This is a genomic window from Polaribacter vadi (assembly GCF_001761365.1).
GTDB classification, from domain to species: domain Bacteria; phylum Bacteroidota; class Bacteroidia; order Flavobacteriales; family Flavobacteriaceae; genus Polaribacter; species Polaribacter vadi.
On record NZ_CP017477.1, the window covers coordinates 1,963,075 to 1,984,438 of the forward strand.

Genomic DNA, 21,364 nt, shown 5'->3' on the forward strand with positions numbered 1-21,364 from the left:
ATGATAACTGTTTTTTCGACTAAATTTTAAAGGAAACCTTATTAATTTAGAAAAGAGAAAACAATATGTTAACATGGAAAGATGTAATAAGTTTTGCAACTAAAGGAAACCCAACTCCAGATAAAATAGTTCAAAAAACTGAAAAAGAATGGAAAGCTCAATTAACACAAGAGCAATTCAGAATTACAAGATTAAAAGGAACTGAAAGACCACATTCAGGCGAATTATGTAGTATTTATGATGAAGGGAAATACAACTGTGTGTGTTGTAATACACCGCTTTTCGATTCTACCATTAAATTCGAATCTAGTTCTGGTTGGCCAAGTTTTACACAACCAATTAAAGAAAATGCTATAAAATATGTGAAAGACACAACTTTAGGCATGATTAGAGTTGAAGTGCTTTGTAATACTTGCGATGCTCATTTAGGACATATTTTTCCTGATGGACCAGAACCAAGTGGTTTGCGCTATTGCATAAATTCTGAATCGATGGTTTTAGACACAAAATAGATATTCCAAAAACAATAAGGGCTTTAAACCCATTGCTAAAAATATAAAATGAGTAAAAACATACAAATTGCCACAATTGGTGGTGGCTGTTTTTGGTGTACAGAAGCAGTTTTTCAAAAAGTAAAAGGCGTAGAAAAAGTAGTTTCTGGTTATGCAGGTGGTAATGCTCCAGGCAAACCAACCTATAGAGAAATTTGCTCAGGTTTAACTGGTCATGCAGAAGTTATTCAAATTACTTTTGATGCAAATGTGCTGTCATATCAAGATTTATTAATCATTTTTATGACTACTCACGATCCTACAACCTTAAATCAACAAGGTGCAGATAGAGGAACTCAGTATAGATCTGTTATTTATTATCATGATGAACATCAACAAAAAATTGCAGCAGAAGTTTTAAAACAAGTTCAGGAAGTTTATTCCAATAAAATTGTGACTGAACTAAGTGCTTTACCAACTTTTTATGTTGCTGAAAAAGAGCATCAAAATTATTATAGAGATAATACAAGACAAGGATATTGCACCTATGTAATTGAACCAAAATTGGCGAAATTAAGAAAATTACATGCTGATAAATTAGCATAAATTATTACAAACAAACGCTTCAAATTTCTAAAACTTGAAGCGTTTTTAAAATACATATTTTTGAAACTCAACTTAAAAAATACATTTATAGAAAATTTGCCTTCGGATAAAATTCTTGAAAACTCAAGAAGACAAGTTCCTGAAGCTGTTTTTAGTTTTGTAGAGCCAAAAAAAACTGCAAATCCAAAAGTGTTACACGTTTCTGACGAAATGCTTCAAGAACTTGGAATTACCAAAGAAGAATCCAAATCTGAATTTTTTAAAAATATAGTTACAGGAAACGAAATTTATCCAAATACAAAGCCTTTTGCGATGTGTTATGGAGGACATCAATTTGGTAATTGGGCAGGACAATTAGGAGATGGAAGAGCCATTAATTTATTTGAAATAGAACATCAACATAAAAACTGGAAAGTACAATTAAAAGGCGCAGGTGAAACTCCATATTCAAGAACGGCTGATGGTTTGGCTGTTTTACGATCTTCTGTAAGAGAGTATTTATGTGCAGAAGCCATGTTTCATTTAGGTGTGCCAACCACAAGATCTTTATCTTTAAGTTTGTCTGGAGATCAAGTTTTGAGAGATGTTTTATATGATGGAAATCCTGCTTATGAAAAAGGTGCCATCGTTTCTCGAATTTCGCCAAGCTTTTTACGTTTTGGAAATTATGAAATATTTTCAGCAAGAAAAGATGTAAAAAATTTAAAGATTTTGGTTGATTATACCATCAATCATCATTTTCCACATTTAGGAAAACCCTCCAAAGAAAATTATATTAACTTTTTTAGGGAAGTTTCAGAACGAACTTTAAAGATGATTGTTGATTGGCAAAGAGTTGGTTTTGTGCATGGAGTTATGAATACTGATAATATGTCAATCTTAGGTTTAACCATCGATTTTGGACCTTATGGCTGGTTAGAAGGTTTCGATTTTGGTTGGACACCCAACACAACAGACAGACAAAACAAACGCTACAGATATGGAAATCAGCCAAATATTGGGTTGTGGAATTTGTATCAACTTGCAAATGCTTTGTATCCGATAATTGAAGATGTTGAACCTTTAGAAGCTGTTTTAAATCAATATAAAGTAGATTTTGAAGCGCAATCTTTTGCAATGATGAAAAGTAAATTGGGTTTATTTACTGATGATGAAAATGATATGAACCTAATTCAAGCTTTGGAAGATAATTTGCAATTAGTAGAAACAGATATGACCATTTTCTTTCGTTTATTGAGTGATTTTTCTGATGTAAAAACAGGATTTCATTTGATAGAAAATGCATTTTACGATTTAGAAAATATTACTGATGAAGTAAAAATGAGATGGATTAATTGGTTTGAAATTTATCAAAATAGAATAGCAAAAGAAACAATTTCATCCGAAGAAAGAAAAACAAAAATGGATTTAGTAAATCCTAAATATGTGTTGCGAAATTACATGTCTCAATTAGCAATTGATGCTGCAGATAAAGGCGATTATTCTTTGATTGATGAATTATATCAACTCTTAAAAAAACCTTACGATGAACAACCAAAATACCAAAAATGGTTTGCAAAAAGACCTGAATGGGCTAGAAATAAAGTAGGTTGCTCCATGTTATCTTGTAGTTCATAAATTTTTCCTGCCAGGTTTCAAAAACCTTGTAGGTATATTTAATTCAATAAAATATAAATTATTGAAGACCTCACAGGTTTTTAAAACCTGTAAGGTCAGTAAAATTAATAAAGATTTATAAAAATAAAACGTATGAAAGCAATTTGGAACGACGAAATTATTGCTGAAAGTAAAGACACCATTGTTGTAGAAAACAATCATTACTTTCCTGAAAACAGCATTAAAAAAGAATATTTTATACCAAGTACAACAAGAACAGTTTGCCCTTGGAAAGGTGAAGCTTCTTATTATACAATTGTTGCAAATGGCAAAGAAAATAAAGATGCAGCTTGGTTTTATGGTAGACCTTTTGAAGCTGCAAACAACATAAAAAATTATGTTGCATTTTGGAAAGGTGTAAAAATTACAGACTAATATGAATTTAGGATTAGGAACAGCAGCTTTAGGAAGACCTCAATATATTAACGTTCGTCAAAATGATGTTGACAACTCTGATTTAGCAGCATTCAGAAAACAAAGTTTTCAGGTTTTAGAAGACGCTTATAATGCTGGAATTAGATATTTTGACACAGCTCCTGGTTATGGTTTAGCAGAAGAATTAGTATTAGATTGGTTAGAAACAAAAGATGATAATTCCATTGAAATCGCTACAAAATGGGGCTATACTTACACTGCAAATTTTGATGCAAATGCAACTGTTCATGAAGTTAAGGAACACAGTTTAGCAAAGTTAAATGAGCAATGGAATTTCTCAAAACAACTCCTGCCCTATTTAAAAGTATATCAAATTCATTCTGCAACTCTAGAAACTGGCGTTTTAGAAAACCAAGAAGTTTTAAAACAATTGGCTTTTTTAAAAAAGGAATACAATCTAAAAATTGGCTTGACAACAACAGGCACAAATCAAGTTGATGTTATAAAAAAAGCACTTGATGTTTTTGTTGATGGGAAACAATTATTTGATGTTTTTCAAGTAACTTATAATTTTTTAGAGCAAAGTTTACTAGAAATTATTGATGAACTACAGCAACAAAATAAAAAAATTGTTATTAAAGAAGCTTTGGCAAATGGACGCGTTTTTAGCAATAAAAACTATGTTCATTATCAAAAAATGTATGCGTCTTTAGAAAAATTATCAAAAAAACACAAGGTTGGTATTGATGCAATTGCTTTAAAATATTGTGAGCAAACTATTCCTAAAAGCACAGTTTTAAGTGGTGCAAGTAATGCTAATCAACTAAAAGAAAATTTAAAAATAAATTCTTTTTCGCTTTCTGCTGATGATGTAAATCTTCTAAATTCTTTTAATACTGATGCTGAACATTATTGGTCTGAAAGAAAAAACTTAGAATGGAATTAACAAAAATAGCTTTTGGAGGTGGTTGTCATTGGTGTACAGAAGCCGTTTTTCAATCTTTAATTGGTGTAGAAAAAGTGGAACAAGGTTGGGTTGCATCCACAGCAAAAAACAACACATTTTCTGAAGCTGTAATTGTATATTTTGATGAGAATAAAATCGATTTAAAAACATTGATTCAAATTCATTTATCAACACATAAAAGCACAAGCAATCATTCTTTTAGAAACAAATATCGTTCTGCGATTTATTATGTTGATGCTCATCAGCAAGAAAAAAGCAAAGAAATTATGGAAGAATTACAACCAAATTTTGATGCTAAAATTATCACTCAAATTTTAGAATTTAAAAATTTTAAACCATCTACAGATGAGTTTCAAAATTATTATCAACAAAACCCAGAGAAACCTTTTTGCGAAAAATACATCAATCCAAAATTGACTTTTTTATTAGAAAAATTTTCTAATAAAGTTGATCAAAGTAAAGTTTCTCATTTAAATTCGACTACCTAAAAAACCAAAACAATGAATACTGTAAGATTGGAAATTGAAAATAGAAAAGGCTTAAAATTACAAGCGTATTTAGAATTGCCTGCAAACCAAAAACCAAATCATTTTGCGATTTTTGCACATTGTTTTTCTTGTAATAGTAATTTTAATGCTGTAAAAAATATCAGTAGATCTTTATCAAACCATGGTTTTGGCGTTTTACGTTTCGATTTTACAGGTTTAGGCAAAAGCGAAGGCGAATTTGCTGAAAGTCACTTTTCTGCAAACGTAGAAGACCTCTTAGATGTGAATGCTTATTTAGCAAAACACTACAAAGCACCAGAATTATTAGTTGGGCATTCTCTGGGTGGAGCAGCTGTAATTGTGGCAGCATCAAAATTAGAAAATGTAAAAGCAATTGCTACAGTTGGTGCTCCTTCAACAGTAAATCATGTGACACATTTATTTTCTCATGGGTTAGAAGACATTCCAGAAAAAGGTGAAATTGAAGTGAAAATTGGTGGGAGATCTTTTAAAATTAATCAAGATTTTGTGAGCGATTTCAGTAAAACAGACTTACCAAAAATTATCAAAGAATTACGCAAACCTATTTTGGTAATGCATGCTCCTTTTGATCAAATTGTTGGGATAGAAAATGCGCATCAAATTTATAAAAATGCCATGCATCCAAAAAGTTTTATCAGTTTAGATGATGCAGATCATTTACTTTCAAAATCTTCTGATAGCGTTTATGTTGGGAATATGATTGGCACTTGGGTTGATAAATATTTTCCTCAAAAAGAAAACAAAATGATGCAAACTGATGGTGAGCAATTAGTAGCGCATTTAAACTTATTGCAAGACAATTTTACAACCTCTATTCAAACCAAAAAACACTCTTTTATTGCAGATGAACCTGCAACCATTGGTGGAGATGATTTTGGTCCTTCACCTTACGATTATTTGAGTGCTGGTTTGGCTGCTTGTACAGTTATGACTTTAAAAATGTATGCTGAACGTAAAAAATGGGATTTACAAGAAGTTTTCGTTTACATCACCTACTCAAAAAAGCATAGTGATGATTTAGGTTTAAATGTTGATAAACCAACACGTTTTGATCATCTTCGAAAAAAGCTAAAATTCGTTGGTAATTTGGATGATAAACAAATTAAACGTTTAAAAGAAATTGCTTCAAAATGTCCTGTTCACAAAACTTTATTAAGCACAACTCTTATCGATACTGAAATTATTGATTAAAGTTATTCTAACCAATTTGTGAGTTCGTGGCTAAAAAACCATCTAAAATTTTTCTAAAAAAATACAAATTTCAAAAATTCTGATATCTAAATAAATTGTAGTAATTTTAGCTAAATCTCAAAATATCATTTTTTTGAGCATTGCTAACTTAAAACTATATGAAAAAATCTAAACGGTTATATGTAATACCCCTATTCTTATTAGGTGGTATTTTATTGGCTTCCAACTATTCAAAATCAACTTCAGAATATATTTCTTTGGATGAAAAAGTCATAAATTTATCAGAAAACAAAGACAACTTTAATAAAATGATGGATGTTTTAACACATCCAAGATGCATGAACTGTCATCCAAATGATAACGTTCCAAAACAAGGAATTGAAAGTCATCCTCATTATTTTGGAATGGAAGGTGGACAAAATGATCATGGTTTTGAAGCTACAAAATGCACTACTTGTCATCAATCAGAAAACAACAATTATTCTGGAGTTCCTGGTGCTCCACATTGGGGTTTAGCACCTCAAAAAATGGCTTGGAAAGGTTTAACGAGAAAAGAAATTGCTGCTGTTATTTTAGATAAAAACAAAAACGGAGGTAAAGATTTAAAAGGAGTTGAAAAACATTTAACTGAAGATGAACTTGTTTTATGGGCTTGGAATCCTGGCATTGACGCTGCTGGAAACAAGAGAGAAACTCCACCAATTTCTGAAGAAGAATTTAAAAAAGTTGTAAAAGAATGGATTGCAGATGGCGCAATAATTCCTGAAAATTAATCACATAAAACATCAAAATGAACATATCATTTAAAATAAATAATAAAGACGTTTCTGTTGAGATAGAAGATGGTAATACACCTCTTTTGTGGGTTGTAAGAGATGTTTTAGATTTGAAAGGAACAAAATTTGGTTGTGGAAAAGCATCTTGTGGAGCTTGTACGTTACACGTAAATGATGTTGCAATTCGTTCTTGTTCTTATGCAGTTAAATTTGCAGAAGGTAAAAATGTAACCACTATTGAGGGTTTGGGTGATGCAGAAAATCCACATCCTGTTCAACAAGCTTGGATTGATGAAATTGTACCTCAATGTGGGTATTGCCAGCCAGGATTTATCATGGCAACTGCTGCTTTGTTAAAAGAAAATGACAACCCTACAGATGAAGATATAGACAAAAATATCATTAACATTTGTAGATGTGCAACTTATTATAGAATGCGAAAAGCGATTCATAGAGCTGCTGAATTAACCAGAGCAACTAAAATATAAGATATGAGCAAAAATATATCACGTAGAAAATTTTTAGTGAGAGGTGGTTTAGGAACTTTAGGAGTTTTAGCAGTTGGAACGTATGTTTTGAGAAATCCAATTCGTAGACAAATTATCGATTTTGCAGATTCTTTTGTTTCACCATATTCAGGAACTGGAACTGAGCCAAATTTATGGTTTGAAATCACAAAAGACAATACTGTAATGCTACATTCTCCAAAAGTAGAAATGGGACAAGGAACGTTTACAGGATTGGCTCAAATTGCTGCTGATGAATTAGACATCAACATGAATCAAATTCAAGTTATTGCAGCATCTACAGCAAGTGGAGTTGTAGATGGTTTAGGAACTGGAGGTAGTTTATCTGTGGCTTCTATGTGGATGCCTTTGCGTGAAATGGCTGCTACAATGCGTGAAATGATTAAGATTGAAGCCTCTAAAAAACTAAATATTCCTATTGAAAATTTGGTTACGAAGGATGGGATTGTTTCTGGCAATAATCAACAAATAAGTTATGTTGATGCTGTTAAAGATGTTACAGAATGGGAAATTCCTGATACTCCAAAATTAAAAGCAGTTAAAGATTATAAATTAGTCGGAAAACCAGTTGCTAGAATCGATTTGAAAGCAAAAGTTTATGGTGATGCTATTTTTGGAATGGATGCAGAAATGGACAATATGTTACACGCAGTTGTAATTAGACCAGAACATATTGGAGCAACTTTTAAAAGTGCAAATTTTGGCAAAGCTGAAAACATGCCTGGCATTGTAAAAGTGGTTCAAATTGATGATTGGGTTGGTATTGTTGCTAAAACATATCCACAAGCATTGGCTGCAAAAATGGAAGTTGATGTTGAATGGAACATTCCTAAAAAATGGACAGAAGAAGAAATTAGAACATTAATTTCTGTAGGAAGTGGAGATGAAATGATTGTTCAAAAAGAAGGAAATAATTTAGAAAATGATGATAAAGAGGTTCTAGAAATAGAATTTAAAAGTCCTTTAGGTGCTCATGCTCAAATGGAACCAAATGGCGCTGTTGCTTCTTATAAAGATGGTAAAGTAACAGTAATTCTTTCTACACAAGTTGTGGGAATTACGCAAAATCAAATTTCAAAAGCCTTAGATATTGATAAAGAAAATATCAATATTATTCCTACGTATTTAGGGGGTGGTTTTGGGAGAAGATTAAATACCAGTCATGCAATTCAAGCTGTACAATTATCTAGAGAAGTTGGGCAACCTGTAAAATATTTTTTCACCAGAAAAGAAGAATTTCAAAATGATATGTTTCGTCCACCAACGCATCATATTATGAAAGGAAAATTAAATAAAGAGGGGTTAATTGAAAATTTAGAACATCATTTTGCAAGTGGAAACGTGGCAATTGATTCTGCTTTATTACCAGATATTGCCAATAAAGTTTTAGGTGCAGATTTTGGTGCAATTAGAGGTGGAAGTATTCACTATTCTGGAATCGAAAATAAGAGAGCTGTTCAATGGCATAAAACGTTGCCTTTTGCCACAAGTTGGTGGCGAAGTTTAGGTTTATTAGCCAATACTTTTGCCATTGAAAGTTTTGTAGATGAATTGGCTTTGAAAGCAAATAAAAATCCGATTGAATTGCGTTTGGCACAAATTAAAGACAATGAAGAGGGTGTCAGATTAAAAAACGTCATCAAAAAAGCGCAACAAGAATCTAATTATTCTGATGCAATTGTTGATGGAAAAGCGATGGGCTTTGCCAGTTCTACTGATACAGGAACACCTTGTGCCCAAGTTGCAGAAGTTTCTATTGTAGATAACAAAATAAAAGTTCATAAAATAACCTGTGTAATGGATTGTGGAATTGCAGTAAATCCAGATCAAGTTAAAGCACAATGTGAAGGTGCAATGATTATGGCAATGAGTGCAGCAATGCACGAAAAAATGTATATCGAAGATGGGCAATTGCAACCCACCATTTTTGGACCTTATGATATGGGATTAATGAAACATTCACCTAAAGAAATTAATGTTTTTTTATTGCAAGGAGTTGATAAACCTTTGCCTGTTGGTGAACCTCCTTTAGGACCCATTGCAGCTGCAATTGCCAATGCTGTAAGAAGGTTAACAGGACAAAGATTAACAGAATTACCTTTAAAATTATCGTAAATTTATGATGTACGAATTTAAAGAAATAATAAATCAAGCAGTTATCAATCAACAAAAAGGATTGAAAAACGTGCTGGCCTCTGTCGTTTATTTAGAAGGTTCATCTTACAGAAAACCTGGAGTTAAAATGCTCATTTCTGAAGATTTAAATTCTGTGGGTGCAGTTTCTGGTGGTTGTGTAGAAAAAGAAATTATACACAGAGCAAAAACTGTTTTTAAAGATAATCAACCAAAAATTATTACTTATGATGGTAGATACAGATTAGGTTGTGAAGGTATTCTCTATATTTTAATTGAACCTTTTTTTATTTCTGATGATTTTTTAAAATCTTTTTTAAATGCAAATACAAAAAGAGAAGCTTTAAAAATTGATAGTTTTTTTACAAAAGAAGATGAAGCTTTTGGCAATTTTGGTTCTTTTGTAACCTTTGAGAATCAGCAACAATTTACTTTTTCTGATTCTTTTAATCATCAACAAAAAAATGATGTCGCAATTTTTACACAAATTTTAAAACCTGCTTTCAAGTTAATTATTATTGGTGGCGAACATGATGCTGTAAAACTGTGTAAAATCGCTGCTAATTTAGGGTGGGAAATAGAGGTAATTACCTCTGCAAAAGACTCAAAGGAGCTTAAAGATTTTCCTGGCGCAAATTCGGTTCTTGGAGATTCTCCAGAAACGATTCAATTTAAAGATATTGAAGAAAATTGTGCCATTGTAATTATGAATCATAGTTATGTGCAAGATTTGAAATACGTGGTAAAATTAGCTGAATACAAACCGAAATATATAGGAATTATTGGATCACCAAAAAAGAGAGAACGCTTGTTTAATGAGCTTTTTGAGTTTGCTCCAGAAACAACTGAAGAATTTTTAGACTGTATTTATTCACCTGCAGGTTTGCACATTGGAGCAAAAACGCCAGAAGAAATCGCTGTTTCAATTATTGCAGAAATTTTGTCTGTCACCAACCAAAAAGAACCTTTTTCTTTGAGAAAAATTAATGGTAAAATTCATTCACAACAATAGATTTCCTTTAGGTTTTTATCTAAAGGTTTCCTTAAAAATGTCTTTCCTGTGAAAACAGGAATCTAAAAATAAAAAGTTTTGATAATTGATTATTTTAGTTCAAATGAGTATACAAATTACAATAGCAAAATTATCTTAAAAATTATTTTTCAATGAAAAACATTGCTGTTTTAGTATTAGCTGCTGGCAAATCTTCTCGAATGAAAAGCATTAAACAGTTAGAGAAAATAAATCAAAAAACACTTTTAGACATCACTTTAGAGAAAATAAAAAGTATATTTCCTGAGTACATTTTTTGTGTTTTAGGTGCAAATGCTGATAAAATAAAACAAGAAATTTCTACAAAGAATATCAATTTTATCAACAATAAAAATTTTGAAACAGGTTTAAGTTCCAGTATTATTGCAGGAATTCATCACTTTAAAAATAATAATTTACATTTTGACAGCGTTTTTATCCTGCTTGCAGATCAACCAGCAATTGATGTTGATTATTTAAAATCGATGATTTTTTTATCCGAAGAAAATAACCATAAAATTATTGCCTCTAAGTATGGAAACAAATTTGGAGTACCTGCAATTATCCCAAAAAAATATTTTAATGATTTAATTTTGATTGAGGCAGATAAAGGTGCAAAAGAGTTCATTAATCATCATAAAAATGATGTTCTTTGCTCAGAATCATCCACAAATTTATTAGATATAGATACGAAAGAAGATTTGAATAATTATAAAAAATCAATTTCGAAATAGTTAATTTTGCATTTATGAAAACACTCAAATATTTTATATATATTTCTATTGTAGTTTTATTGATTTCTGCTTGTGCAACAATAAAAATGCAGGTAACAGAAGGTCAAAATTTTGTTCCAAGAACAGATTCTTCTAATGTAATTCACTCTTTTTATTTAATTGGTGATGCTGGAAATTCTGATTTATATAGAAGAGATTCTGCTTTGTCTTACTTAAGTCAAGAAATTGCAAACGCAAAAAAGAATTCGACTTTAATTTATTTGGGTGATAATGTATATCAGAGAGGAATTCCAGAGGAAAACTCTAAAGAATACGAATTGGCTAGTCATCGTTTAAAAGTTCAAACTGATATTGGTAAAAAATTTCCTGGTAACACTTTGGTAATTCCTGGAAATCATGATTGGTATAGTGGTTTAAAAGGTTTAAAAAGACAAGAAAAGTTAGTTGAGGATGCTTTAGGTAAAAAAAGTTTTGAGCCAGATAATGGTTGCCCTTTAGAGAAAATTGAAATAAATGAAGATATTAATATTATTGTTGTAGATACCCATTGGTTTGTTACAGATTGGGATAATCACCCAGGAATAAATGACGAATGTGAGATAAAAACACGTGAAAAATTCTTTGAAGAATTAGAAGGGATGATCAAAAAATCTCAAGGCAAAACAACAATTTTAGCTTTGCATCATCCTATGTTTACAAATGGTCCTCATGGAGGTTATTATTCTTTTAAAAGCCACATGAAACCTTTGCCAATTATAGGAAGTGCTATAAATATTCTTCGTAAAACTGCTGGTGCTTTAGATGTAGATCAACAAAATGAAAAATACAATACCTTAAGAAAACGCGTTATTAGTTTGGCGCAACAAAATGAAAAGATAATTTTTGTTTCTGGTCATGAACATAGTATTCAATACATAGTTCAAGATAATATACCTCAAATTGTAAGTGGATCTGGCTCTAAATTAACAGCAACAAAAAATGTAAATGGTGGTAAATTTTCTTACGGAACACAAGGTTTTGCAAGGTTAGATGTTTATAAAGATGGTTCTTCTACTGTGCATTTTTATACAGCTAAAGATCGTAAAATTGTCTATGAGGCAAATGTGTTTAAAAAAGATAGTATCATAGAATATACCGATTTTCCGAATGCCAAATTATCTGAAAAAGAAGCCTCAATTTATACAGATCAAGAAGTTACAAAAGGAAAATTTTATAATTTACTTTGGGGAAAAAGATACCGAAAATATTTTGGTCAAAAAGTAAATGCATCTACTGTAAATTTAGATACTTTACATGGTGGTTTAAAACCTGTTAGAAGAGGTGGAGGTCATCAATCTAAAACTTTACGATTAGAAGACAAAGAAGGTCGAGAATTTACAATGAGAGCTTTACGAAAAAACGCTGTGCAATATTTGCAAGCTGTTGCTTTTAAAGAACAATATGTAGAAGGGCAATTTAATAAAACATATACAGAAAGTTTATTGTTAGACGTTTTTACGGGTTCACATCCTTATGCGCCTTTTACAATAGGAGATTTAGCAGATGCTATTGATGTTTATCATTCAAATCCTGTTTTATATTATGTACCAAAACAAATAGGTTTAGGTGAGTTTAATGCAGATTATGGTGATGAATTGTATATGATTGAAGAACGAACTGCAGATGGTCATGGAAATCAAAAAAGTTTTGGGTATGCTAATGAAATTATCAGTACAGACGATTTAAGAAAAAACTTAAAAAAAGACGAAAAATATAGTATTGACGAAGAATCTTACATAAGAGCTCGTTTGTTTGACATGCTAATAGGAGATTGGGACAGACATCAAGATCAGTGGAGATGGGCTGAGTTTAAAAAAGATGATAAAGTAGTTTACAGACCTGTACCAAGAGATAGAGATCAAGCATTTTCTATTTTTTCTGATGGGATTTTACTAAATATTTTTACACGATTAATACCTGATTTAAGAGGTATGAGATCTTACAAAGAAGACATCGAAAAACCAAGATGGTTTAATTTATCTGGCTATCCTTTAGATATGACTTTGATTCATAATTCTGATAAAAAAGTTTGGGATGCACAAGTTGCTATTATACAAAGCCAAATTACAGATGAGATTATTGATGGTGCTTTTGCAAAATTTCCAAAAGAAGTTAATGATGAAACCATCGAAGATATTAAAAGAAAACTGAAAGGTAGAAAAAAGAATCTTCAAAAAATATCAGATAAATACTTTGCTTATTTAAACAACTTTCAAGTGATAAAAGGAACCAACAAAGATGATTGGTTTGATATTGAGCGATTTGAAAATGGAGATACTAAAATATCAGTTTACAGAATAAAAGATGGAGAAAAAGCAGATATCATGCTTCAAAGAACCTATAAATATAATCTTACTAAAAATATTTGGTTGTATGGTTTAGATGATGATGATGTATTTACCCTAAATGGAAATGCTGGTAGAAAAACAATAAATTTAAAAATTGTTGGTGGTTTAAATAATGATGTTTATGAAATTAATGAAACTAAAAAAGTAAAAGTTTACGACTATAAATCTAAGAAAAGTACTTTTAAGACACCAAATGTAAATAAAAAACTTACAGACGATTATTCCACAAATATCTACGATTATAAAAAAATTAGAAGCTTTAAAAACTCTCTTTCTCCTGCAATAGGTTATAATCCAGATGATGGGATAAAATTAGGCGTAAAAAATACATTTCTCGTAAATAGTTTCGAGAGAAACCCTTTTACAAGAAAACATGTATTGTCTGCATTTTACTATTTTGCTACCAATGGTTTTGAGCTTGCATATGATGGCGAATTTGCAAACGTTATTAAAAAATGGAATTTAGGTTTTGAAGGAAAATATACAAGCGCAAATTTTGCACAAAATTTCTTCGGATTTGGAAATAACTCCGTTAATTTAGAAGCAGACGAATTAGAAAACAGAGATTTTAACAGAGTTAAAATAGAGCAAGTAATTGGAGGAACGTATTTAAAATGGAGAGGAGATTTAGGTGCTGAATTTAAAGTTGGAGCAAAATATCAAAACTATAATGTAGATAGAACAGCTGATAGATTTTTAGAAACGCAATATGCAGCAGGTAATAGAATTTTTGAAAGACAACAATTTATTAATACAGAAGCCAGTTATTCTTATCAACATTCAGACAATCCTGCTTTTCCAACTTTAGGAATTCAATTTTTAGCAAAAGCTGGTTTTACAGGCAACATAAAAGAAAATAGAGATTTTTCTTACGCAGAATCTTCATTATCAATTACACACAAATTAATACCAAGTGGAAAGTTAGTTTTAGCATCAAAAATTAATGGTCAATTTATTTTTGATGATGAATTTGAGTTTTATCAAGCATCAAGTATTGGTGGTAATAATGGAATGCGTGCTTATAGAAATGAACGTTTTACAGGCAAAAATGCTTTTTATCATTCTTCTGATATTCGTTGGAATTTAAGAAGCGTAAAAACAAATCTATTACCTACTAACATTGGTCTTTTTGGTGGTTTTGATTATGGTAAAGTTTGGGGAACTCCAGATAGCTTAACTGCTTTCCCAAATGATACTGGACAACCAAGAACTTCTTATGGAGGTGGTATTTTTATAAATGCAGCAGATATTCTTGCTGGAAATATTGGTGTTTTTACTGGTGATGATGGTGCACGTATAACTTTTACTTTAGGGTTTGATTTTTAAGATATGAGTCAATTAGCGTTAATTTTTGGAAGTCTTTTTGGTGGTTTAGCAATAATTTTAGGTGCTTTTGGAGCACATTTATTAAAGAAGAAACTCACCTCAGAGCAATTACAAAGTTTTGAAACTGGTGTAAAATACCAAATGTATCATGCAATTGTATTGCTTCTTTTAGGCTTTCATTTAGATATTTCTGCAACTATAAATGCCTATATAGTTTATAGTTTTATAATTGGTACAATTTTATTTTCGTTTTCTATTTATGGCTTGGTCTTATCATCAGCAAATAATAAGAAATTGAAGTTTTTAGGGCCAATAACACCACTTGGTGGTTTGTTTTTAGTTGCAGGTTGGGTGTTGTTGCTTTTTAAATTTTTGATTTAATCAATTTTAAATTCATACAGAAAACCACCTTTTTTACCTGATTTTTCGTCAGTTATAATTAAAGTATTGTTGTCTTTAAAGCAAACACCTTCTTTTTGAGATTGATGTTCTAAAGCTATGTTATGTACTTTTCCTGATAAAAAATTATCGTTTTTATAACCTGTAAAAATTAAAATATTTTTCTTTGATAGCAGTACCACTTTTTTTCCATCATCAGAAATATCAGCAGCAGTTATCCAAGAATCAGCATCTTTACCATTATTAAAGTCTCCGATTTTTTTAGCAGTATGCTTCCCCTTAATGGCAGGTATTTTATAAAGTGATGTTTTACCATATTCATCTTTAACCCTACTTTTTGTAAAAACGTAAAAGTTATTTTTGAAATAAAAGAAACTTTCAGCATCAAAAAAGCGGTCTTTCTTTTTTGTTGGAAATTTATCTTGATCTTCGTATTCAAACTCTATCTCCTCTACTTCTGCCTCTTTTTTATCTAAATCTTCTTTATTAACTTTTAAGATTTTTAGATGTTTTCTTTCACTGTAATTATTACCAAAGTCACCAATATAAAGATTCCCAAACTCGTCAGAAGTAATATCTTCCCAATCGCTATTTTTCTCGTTAATATCAAGTTCTTTTATAATTTTTCCATTTGAATCAATGGCAAATATTTCAGATTTATTTCCACCATCTTCATGAATCCAAATTAAGTCTGAACCTGCAATTATTTCATTTCCCGAAATTTCTTTTAAACCTCCTGGTAATTCTCCAAGTACTTTTAATTGTCCAAAATTTTGGCAACTTATTAATAAAAATATGCTTAAAAGTATTGTGATTTTTTTCATAATAATTATGATTTGTTTTTCTGTAAAACGAAAAGATTGTGAAAATATTTATCTTTTTGAAAGTATTTTCTTCAAAAAAATAGATTTTAGATAAACTTGTTTTGATAGAGCATTAAAAAAAATATTCTCCAAAAAGTTTATACGAGTAAATTTAAAGCATGAGTGTTTCTTCTCTTTGGGAAGATTAAGATGGCTTTACCAGCCTCCAGAAGCTCCTCCACCTCCAAAAGAACCACCTCCAAATCCGCCACCAAAACCTCCACCACCAAAAGAGCCTCCTCCAGATGAACCACTTCCAAATCCGCCACCAAAACTTCCTCCACCTCTACCTGCATTACTCAAAATAATAGCTTCAAGAATTGAACCAGCTACAGAACCTTTTCTTCTAAAACCTCTGCCTCCACCTTTATTATTTTTATTCCCTCTAGAAACAATTAGGAAAAAGACGATAATCATGACTATAAAAATGATAATTCCAGGATCAAAACCTTTTTCGTCTTGTTGACGAGTTCCAGTAAATTCGCCATTTAAAGTTTTAAATATATATATTGCACCTTTATCTAAACCTCCGTAAAAATCTCCTTTTCTAAATTCAGGTAAAATAACTCTCTCTATAATTCTTTTCGATTGAAAATCAGTTAATAACGGTTCTGCACCTCTACCAACTTGAATGGCTATTTTTTTATCATCCTTAGCCAATAAAATTAAAATACCATTATCTTTTTTAGCATCTCCAATTCCCCATTTTTCGCCCCAATTTGCAGCTAAATAATTTATATTTTCTCCTTCTGTTGATGCTATAATTGCCACAACAATTTGAGTTGAAGTAGTATCAGAATATTGTACTAACTTACTTTCTAAATTTGTTTTTTGTGATACTGATAATAAGTTTACATAATCGTAAACACTTGTTTGAAACTTTGGAGTTTCAGGAATTTTAAATCCTTGAGCAAAGGTTTGTAAAGAAAAAACGAGAGCAACAAAGAACAACCAGTTTTTACATAAACCTGCTAACTGAAAACTACCTACTGAATACTGCTTACTGAATATCATCCTTTAGAAATTTCATTAGAAAGTTCGTTTTCATCATCAATTTGCCAAGGAAAATGTGCTTGTAATTCCTCACCAGCTTTTAAAATTCCATCAACAATTCCTTGTTTAAAGTTGCCATTTTTAAAGTGACTTTGCATTACATCTTTTGTGGAATTCCAGAAGTCTTTTGGTACTACTTTATTGATTCCTTTATCACCATAAATAACAAATTTTTGATCATTTACAGCAACATAAATCAACACAGCATTTGCATCTTTTGTATTGTCCATTTTTAAGAGATAAAATACTTCTAACGAGCGTTCATAAGGGTCTTTATCAGACGTAGCTTCTATATGAACACGAATTTCGCCAGAAGTATTTTTCTCTGCAACTCTAATAGCAGAAATAATTTCTTGCTCTTCTTCTTTGGTAAGAAATGCTTCTACTTTAGACATTTATGCTGCTTTTTTATTATTAAAATCAAAATTTACATCTGGAGCATTTTCTGAACCAGCATCAGCTTGATAACGACTCATTTCATCGAAATTAAACATACCAGCTAATATAGAATTTGGGAAAATTTTGATATGTTTATTATAGTTATTTACACCTTCATTAAAACGATCTCTAGCAACATTAATTCTGTTTTCTGTACCTTCTAACTGACTTTGTAATTCTAAAAAGTTAGCATTCGATTTTAAATCAGGATAACGTTCTACAGATACCAATAATTTAGATAACGCACCAGACAAACCAGATTGTGCTTGTTGAAATTGCGCCATATTTTCTGGAGTTAAATCGCCAGCATTAATGTTTACAGAAGTTGCTTTTGCTCTTGCATTAATTACCTCTGTTAACGTACTTTTTTCAAAATCTGCTGCTCCTTGAACTGTTTTCACCAAATTCCCAATCAAATCATTTCTTCTTTGATATGCACTTTCTACATTAGACCACGTAGTTTTTGCATCTTCTTGTAAAACAACAGCTTCGTTATTAAATCCTTTTGCCCAACTATAAACTGCAAAAACAATTACAGCAATAATTATTACAGGTATTAACCATTTTTTCATAATTTCTAAATTTTATTTTTTGATTGATTTTTTATATTGTAAAAATACTCATTATTATCAACAGTAAAAAAAAGACTTTTAGCTGATACCCTATTTGTTTTAACTTGAATAAAGTTACAAAGAGGTTCCACCATCTAACGTGATTGTTTGTCCTGTTATAAACTTTGTATTATCAGAAGCCAACCATACTACAGCTTCTGCAATTTCAGCTGCTTTTCCATAACGTTTCATGGGAATTACACTTTTTAAAATTGCATCCATTTCTGGTTTTGCACTCAGTAACTGATTTAACAAAGCAGATTCTGTATATCCAGGACACACTGCATTTACCCTTATATTTTTGGTGGCATATTCCATTGCTGCAGACTTTGTCATACCAACCACAGCAAATTTACTGGCACTATAACTAATATTATTGGGCGACGCTTTTAAACCTGCCAAAGACGCAATATTTACAATATTTCCATAACCTTGCTCTAAAAATTGCGCTAAAGCTACTTTCATACCATAATAAACACCTGTTTGATTCACTGCAATTACTCTATTCCAATCTCTCAAAGTAGATTCGTGCGTTCTTAAAAAACTAGGTCCAATTCCTGCATTATTTACAAGCACATCTAGTTTACCAAAATCTACAACTGTTTGTTTAATTAAGTTTTCTACTTCCTCAAACTTTGCAACGTTTGCTTTTATTGGTAGCGATTTTCCTCCATTTGTTACAATTTCTGCCGCAACTTCTTTCGCTTTTTCTAAATTGATATCAGAAACCACAACTGTTGCTCCATATTTTGCAAAATGAATTGCTGTTGCTTTTCCGATTCCAGAACCTGCTCCTGTAATAATTACTATTTTGTCTTTTACTTGCATATTTTTGTATTTGGGCGTTCCCTAAAAAAGGTCGGGCTTTACACTATATCTTTTTGCGAAAAGCAAAAAGGATGTCGTTTCAATCCCTAACGCAAATTGGGTATTTAGTCATAAAACTAAGGAATATTATCAAAATTGTTAAAGTTCATAGTTCCACTTTGTTTAATCTATTGATTTCGTTTTGATCGCTTTTAAAGCCAACTTACAACACAATTCTGATGCTTTATTCAAATTTGCAAAACGTGGATCTGTTGTAAAGCCTTTTGAATATCTAAAATAAATTTGCTGAGCAATTACTGCAATTTTAAACAAGCCAAAAACATAATAAAAAACCAAATTATCTACGTTTCTTCCAGATTTTTCTGCATACATTTTTGCAATTTCACTTCTAATTGGGTTTCCTTCAAAAACTGTAGGAGAAGGAATTCCTTGTTTTACAAAATCATGATCTGTAGCAACTGTCCAATATCCTAAAGAAGTTCCTAAATCCATTAAAGGATCTCCAAGAGTTGCCATTTCCCAATCTAAAACTGCTCCAATTTCCTGCCAAGAATCGTCTTTAAAAACAACATTATCATACTTAAAATCATTGTGAATTAAACAATGCTCATATTTTTTTGGTTGATGTTCTTCCATCCATTTCATCACCATTGTTGCTTCTGGAACATCTTCTGTTTTTGCTTTTACATATTGCTTTCCCCAATTAGAAACTTGTCTTTCTACATAACCTTCTGGTTTACCTAAATCTTCTAAACCAATCGCTTTATAATCTACATTGTGTAATTCCACTAAAGTATCTAACCAAGAATTTGCTATTTTCTGGAACTCATCAACAGCAATATTTCTTTTATGCGCTTCTTTGTAATTTAAAATGATGCCCTCTACTTTTTCCATGATATAAAAATCACTTCCTAAAATAGCTTGATCATCAGAAAATCCAAACATTTTTGGCACTTTAGAAAATGCTTTATAAACAGCACTTTGCACTTTGAATTCACGACTCATGTCATGACCTCTTTTGATAGCTCCTTTTGGAGGTTTTCTCAAGACGAATTCCTTATTTTCTATTTTTAACAAATAGGTTAAGTTCGAAAATCCGTGAGTAAATTGTTCTACTAACAAATCACTTTCTACAGATTCAATTAAATTGATTTCTTGTAAATATTTTTTAAGAGCAACTTCTGGTAACTCTTCTCCTTTTCTTACTTTTTGATTGCTCATAAGTTACTACCGTATTTTTTAATACAACTTTTCCCTAATTGATACATATGTACTTCATCTGGACCATCTGCCAAACGTAACATTCTTGCAATAGCAAAATAATGTGGCAAATACGTGTCTTGTCCAACACCTTTTCCTCCCAAAATTTGCATGGCTCTATCAACTACTTTTTGTGCCATATTTGGAGCTACAATTTTAATCATAGCAATAATATCTTTGGCTTCTTTATTACCAGCTTTATCCATTTTATCTGCAGCAGAAAGTGTTAACAAACGTGCTTGTTCAATTTCACATTGCGATTTTCCAATTTCATGACGAATACTACTATACTCATAAAACTTTTTACCAAACGTTTCTCTTTCTAATGTTCTTTGAGACATGAGTTCTAAAGCGTATTGAGCCATTCCAACCAAACGCATACAATGATGAATTCTTCCTGGTCCTAAACGTCCTTGTGCAATTTCGAAACCTCTTCCTTCTCCTAAAATTAGGTTCTCTTTTGGAACTCTTACATTGTCTAAAATAATTTCTGCATGACCTTCTGGAGAATCAAAATAACCTAAAACAGATAATGGTCTTACAATTTTTAATCCAGGCGTATTCATAGGAACCAAAACCATACTTTGCTGTTGATGTCTGTGCGCATTTACATCAGTTTTACCCATCACAATTGCCACTTTACAATGAGGATCCATGGCTCCTGAAGACCACCATTTTCTTCCATTAATTACATATTCATCACCCTCTAAAACTATGGAAGTTTCAATATTTGTAGCATCAGAAGAAGCAACTTGTGGTTCTGTCATTAAAAAAGCAGATCTGATTTCTCCATTCATCAAAGGAGTTAACCATTGATTTTTTTGGGCTTCACTTCCATATTTTGCTAGTACTTCCATATTTCCAGTATCTGGAGCAGAACAATTAAAAATTTCTGAAATCCAGATTTTTTTTCCCATAATTTCTGCTAATGGTGCATATTCTAAATTGGTTAAACCTGAACTTAAATTTCCATAATCTTTAGGTAAAAACAAGTTCCATAAACCAGCATCTTTTGCTTTTTGTTTTAGCATTTCCATTTTTGGGAAACGTTTCCACATATTGTTTGCATCACTTTGAAAAGCAATAAATTCTTCTTCTATAGGAATAATATGTTCTTCGATAAAAGTTGATAATTTATGTTGTAGATTTTTTGATTTTTGGGAGTATTCGAAGTTCATAGTTT

21 protein-coding genes are annotated in these 21,364 nt (G+C 31.1%); 14 read left to right on the plus strand and 7 right to left on the minus strand.

The features are described 5' to 3' along the window. Positions 1-65: 65 nt before the first annotated feature. The 14 genes from msrB (at position 66) to LPB03_RS08800 (ending at position 15,110) form a co-directional block, all read left to right on the plus strand. Positions 66-512, plus strand: coding sequence for a peptide-methionine (R)-S-oxide reductase MsrB (gene msrB / locus LPB03_RS08735; RefSeq protein ID WP_065317690.1), 447 nt, complete (start codon positions 66-68; stop codon positions 510-512). Positions 513-560: 48 nt separating this feature from the next. After that, positions 561-1,097, plus strand: a complete 537-nt coding sequence (msrA, locus tag LPB03_RS08740; RefSeq protein ID WP_065317689.1) for a peptide-methionine (S)-S-oxide reductase MsrA — start codon at positions 561-563, stop codon at positions 1,095-1,097. A 60-nt stretch (positions 1,098-1,157) separates the two neighbouring features. Continuing rightward, the gene (locus tag LPB03_RS08745) at positions 1,158-2,714 is read left to right on the plus strand and encodes a protein adenylyltransferase SelO (RefSeq protein WP_065317688.1); all 1,557 of its coding nucleotides are present in this window, start codon (positions 1,158-1,160) and stop codon (positions 2,712-2,714) included. A 132-nt stretch (positions 2,715-2,846) separates the two neighbouring features. After that, a complete protein-coding gene (locus LPB03_RS08750) occupies positions 2,847-3,128 on the plus strand; it encodes a DUF427 domain-containing protein (RefSeq protein ID WP_065317687.1) in 282 nt (93 codons plus the stop codon). A 1-nt stretch (position 3,129) separates the two neighbouring features. After that, positions 3,130-4,074 (plus strand): aldo/keto reductase, encoded by a 945-nt coding sequence (locus tag LPB03_RS08755; protein WP_065317686.1) that lies wholly within the window; start codon positions 3,130-3,132, stop codon positions 4,072-4,074. Beyond that, a complete protein-coding gene (locus LPB03_RS08760; protein WP_065317685.1) occupies positions 4,065-4,583 on the plus strand; it encodes a peptide-methionine (S)-S-oxide reductase in 519 nt (172 codons plus the stop codon). Before LPB03_RS08755 ends, LPB03_RS08760 begins: the two co-directional genes overlap by 10 nt. Positions 4,584-4,595: 12 nt before the next feature. After that, on the plus strand, positions 4,596-5,816 hold the full coding sequence (locus LPB03_RS08765) for a bifunctional alpha/beta hydrolase/OsmC family protein (protein ID WP_065317684.1): 1,221 nt from the start codon (positions 4,596-4,598) through the stop codon (positions 5,814-5,816). Positions 5,817-5,974: 158 nt separating this feature from the next. Next, positions 5,975-6,589, plus strand: coding sequence for a hypothetical protein (locus LPB03_RS08770; RefSeq protein ID WP_065317683.1), 615 nt, complete (start codon positions 5,975-5,977; stop codon positions 6,587-6,589). 17 nt (positions 6,590-6,606) lie between these two features. After that, positions 6,607-7,080, plus strand: coding sequence for a (2Fe-2S)-binding protein (locus LPB03_RS08775; RefSeq protein ID WP_065317682.1), 474 nt, complete (start codon positions 6,607-6,609; stop codon positions 7,078-7,080). Positions 7,081-7,083: 3 nt separating this feature from the next. After that, positions 7,084-9,234, plus strand: coding sequence for a xanthine dehydrogenase family protein molybdopterin-binding subunit (locus LPB03_RS08780; protein WP_065317681.1), 2,151 nt, complete (start codon positions 7,084-7,086; stop codon positions 9,232-9,234). Positions 9,235-9,238: 4 nt separating this feature from the next. After that, positions 9,239-10,264 carry an XdhC family protein gene (locus LPB03_RS08785; protein ID WP_065317680.1) on the plus strand — a complete coding sequence of 342 codons (1,026 nt, stop codon included), beginning with the start codon at positions 9,239-9,241 and terminating at the stop codon, positions 10,262-10,264. A 152-nt stretch (positions 10,265-10,416) separates the two neighbouring features. Beyond that, complete coding sequence (locus LPB03_RS08790; protein ID WP_065317679.1) at positions 10,417-11,016, plus strand: nucleotidyltransferase family protein; 600 nt, start codon at positions 10,417-10,419, stop codon at positions 11,014-11,016. A gap of 14 nt (positions 11,017-11,030) precedes the next feature. Beyond that, positions 11,031-14,729 carry a metallophosphoesterase gene (locus tag LPB03_RS08795; RefSeq protein ID WP_065317678.1) on the plus strand — a complete coding sequence of 1,233 codons (3,699 nt, stop codon included), beginning with the start codon at positions 11,031-11,033 and terminating at the stop codon, positions 14,727-14,729. A 3-nt stretch (positions 14,730-14,732) separates the two neighbouring features. Continuing rightward, positions 14,733-15,110, plus strand: coding sequence for a DUF423 domain-containing protein (locus LPB03_RS08800; protein ID WP_065317677.1), 378 nt, complete (start codon positions 14,733-14,735; stop codon positions 15,108-15,110). On the opposite strand, the gene LPB03_RS08805 is transcribed toward LPB03_RS08800, so the two are convergent. The 7 genes from LPB03_RS08805 to LPB03_RS08835 all read right to left on the minus strand — a co-directional run bounded on the left by LPB03_RS08805 (position 15,107) and on the right by LPB03_RS08835 (position 21,359). Next, positions 15,107-15,952, minus strand: coding sequence for a YjiK family protein (locus tag LPB03_RS08805; RefSeq protein ID WP_065317676.1), 846 nt, complete (start codon positions 15,950-15,952; stop codon positions 15,107-15,109). The two genes, LPB03_RS08800 and LPB03_RS08805, sit on opposite strands and share 4 nt — an antisense overlap. Before the next feature lie 195 nt (positions 15,953-16,147). Continuing rightward, on the minus strand, positions 16,148-17,005 hold the full coding sequence (locus tag LPB03_RS08810; protein ID WP_065317675.1) for a TPM domain-containing protein: 858 nt from the start codon (positions 17,003-17,005) through the stop codon (positions 16,148-16,150). Beyond that, positions 17,002-17,439: a TPM domain-containing protein gene (locus LPB03_RS08815; RefSeq protein ID WP_065317674.1), complete on the minus strand. Its 438-nt coding sequence runs from the start codon at positions 17,437-17,439 to the stop codon at positions 17,002-17,004. Before LPB03_RS08815 ends, LPB03_RS08810 begins: the two co-directional genes overlap by 4 nt. Next, the gene (locus LPB03_RS08820; RefSeq protein ID WP_065317673.1) at positions 17,440-18,054 is read right to left on the minus strand and encodes a LemA family protein; all 615 of its coding nucleotides are present in this window, start codon (positions 18,052-18,054) and stop codon (positions 17,440-17,442) included. 114 nt (positions 18,055-18,168) lie between these two features. Then, a complete protein-coding gene (locus tag LPB03_RS08825) occupies positions 18,169-18,921 on the minus strand; it encodes an SDR family NAD(P)-dependent oxidoreductase (protein ID WP_065317672.1) in 753 nt (250 codons plus the stop codon). A gap of 162 nt (positions 18,922-19,083) precedes the next feature. Beyond that, the gene (locus tag LPB03_RS08830) at positions 19,084-20,142 is read right to left on the minus strand and encodes a phosphotransferase family protein (RefSeq protein ID WP_065317671.1); all 1,059 of its coding nucleotides are present in this window, start codon (positions 20,140-20,142) and stop codon (positions 19,084-19,086) included. Further along, positions 20,139-21,359, minus strand: coding sequence for an acyl-CoA dehydrogenase family protein (locus LPB03_RS08835; RefSeq protein WP_065317670.1), 1,221 nt, complete (start codon positions 21,357-21,359; stop codon positions 20,139-20,141). The genes LPB03_RS08830 and LPB03_RS08835 overlap by 4 nt, the downstream gene beginning before the upstream one ends. Positions 21,360-21,364 lie beyond the last annotated feature (5 nt).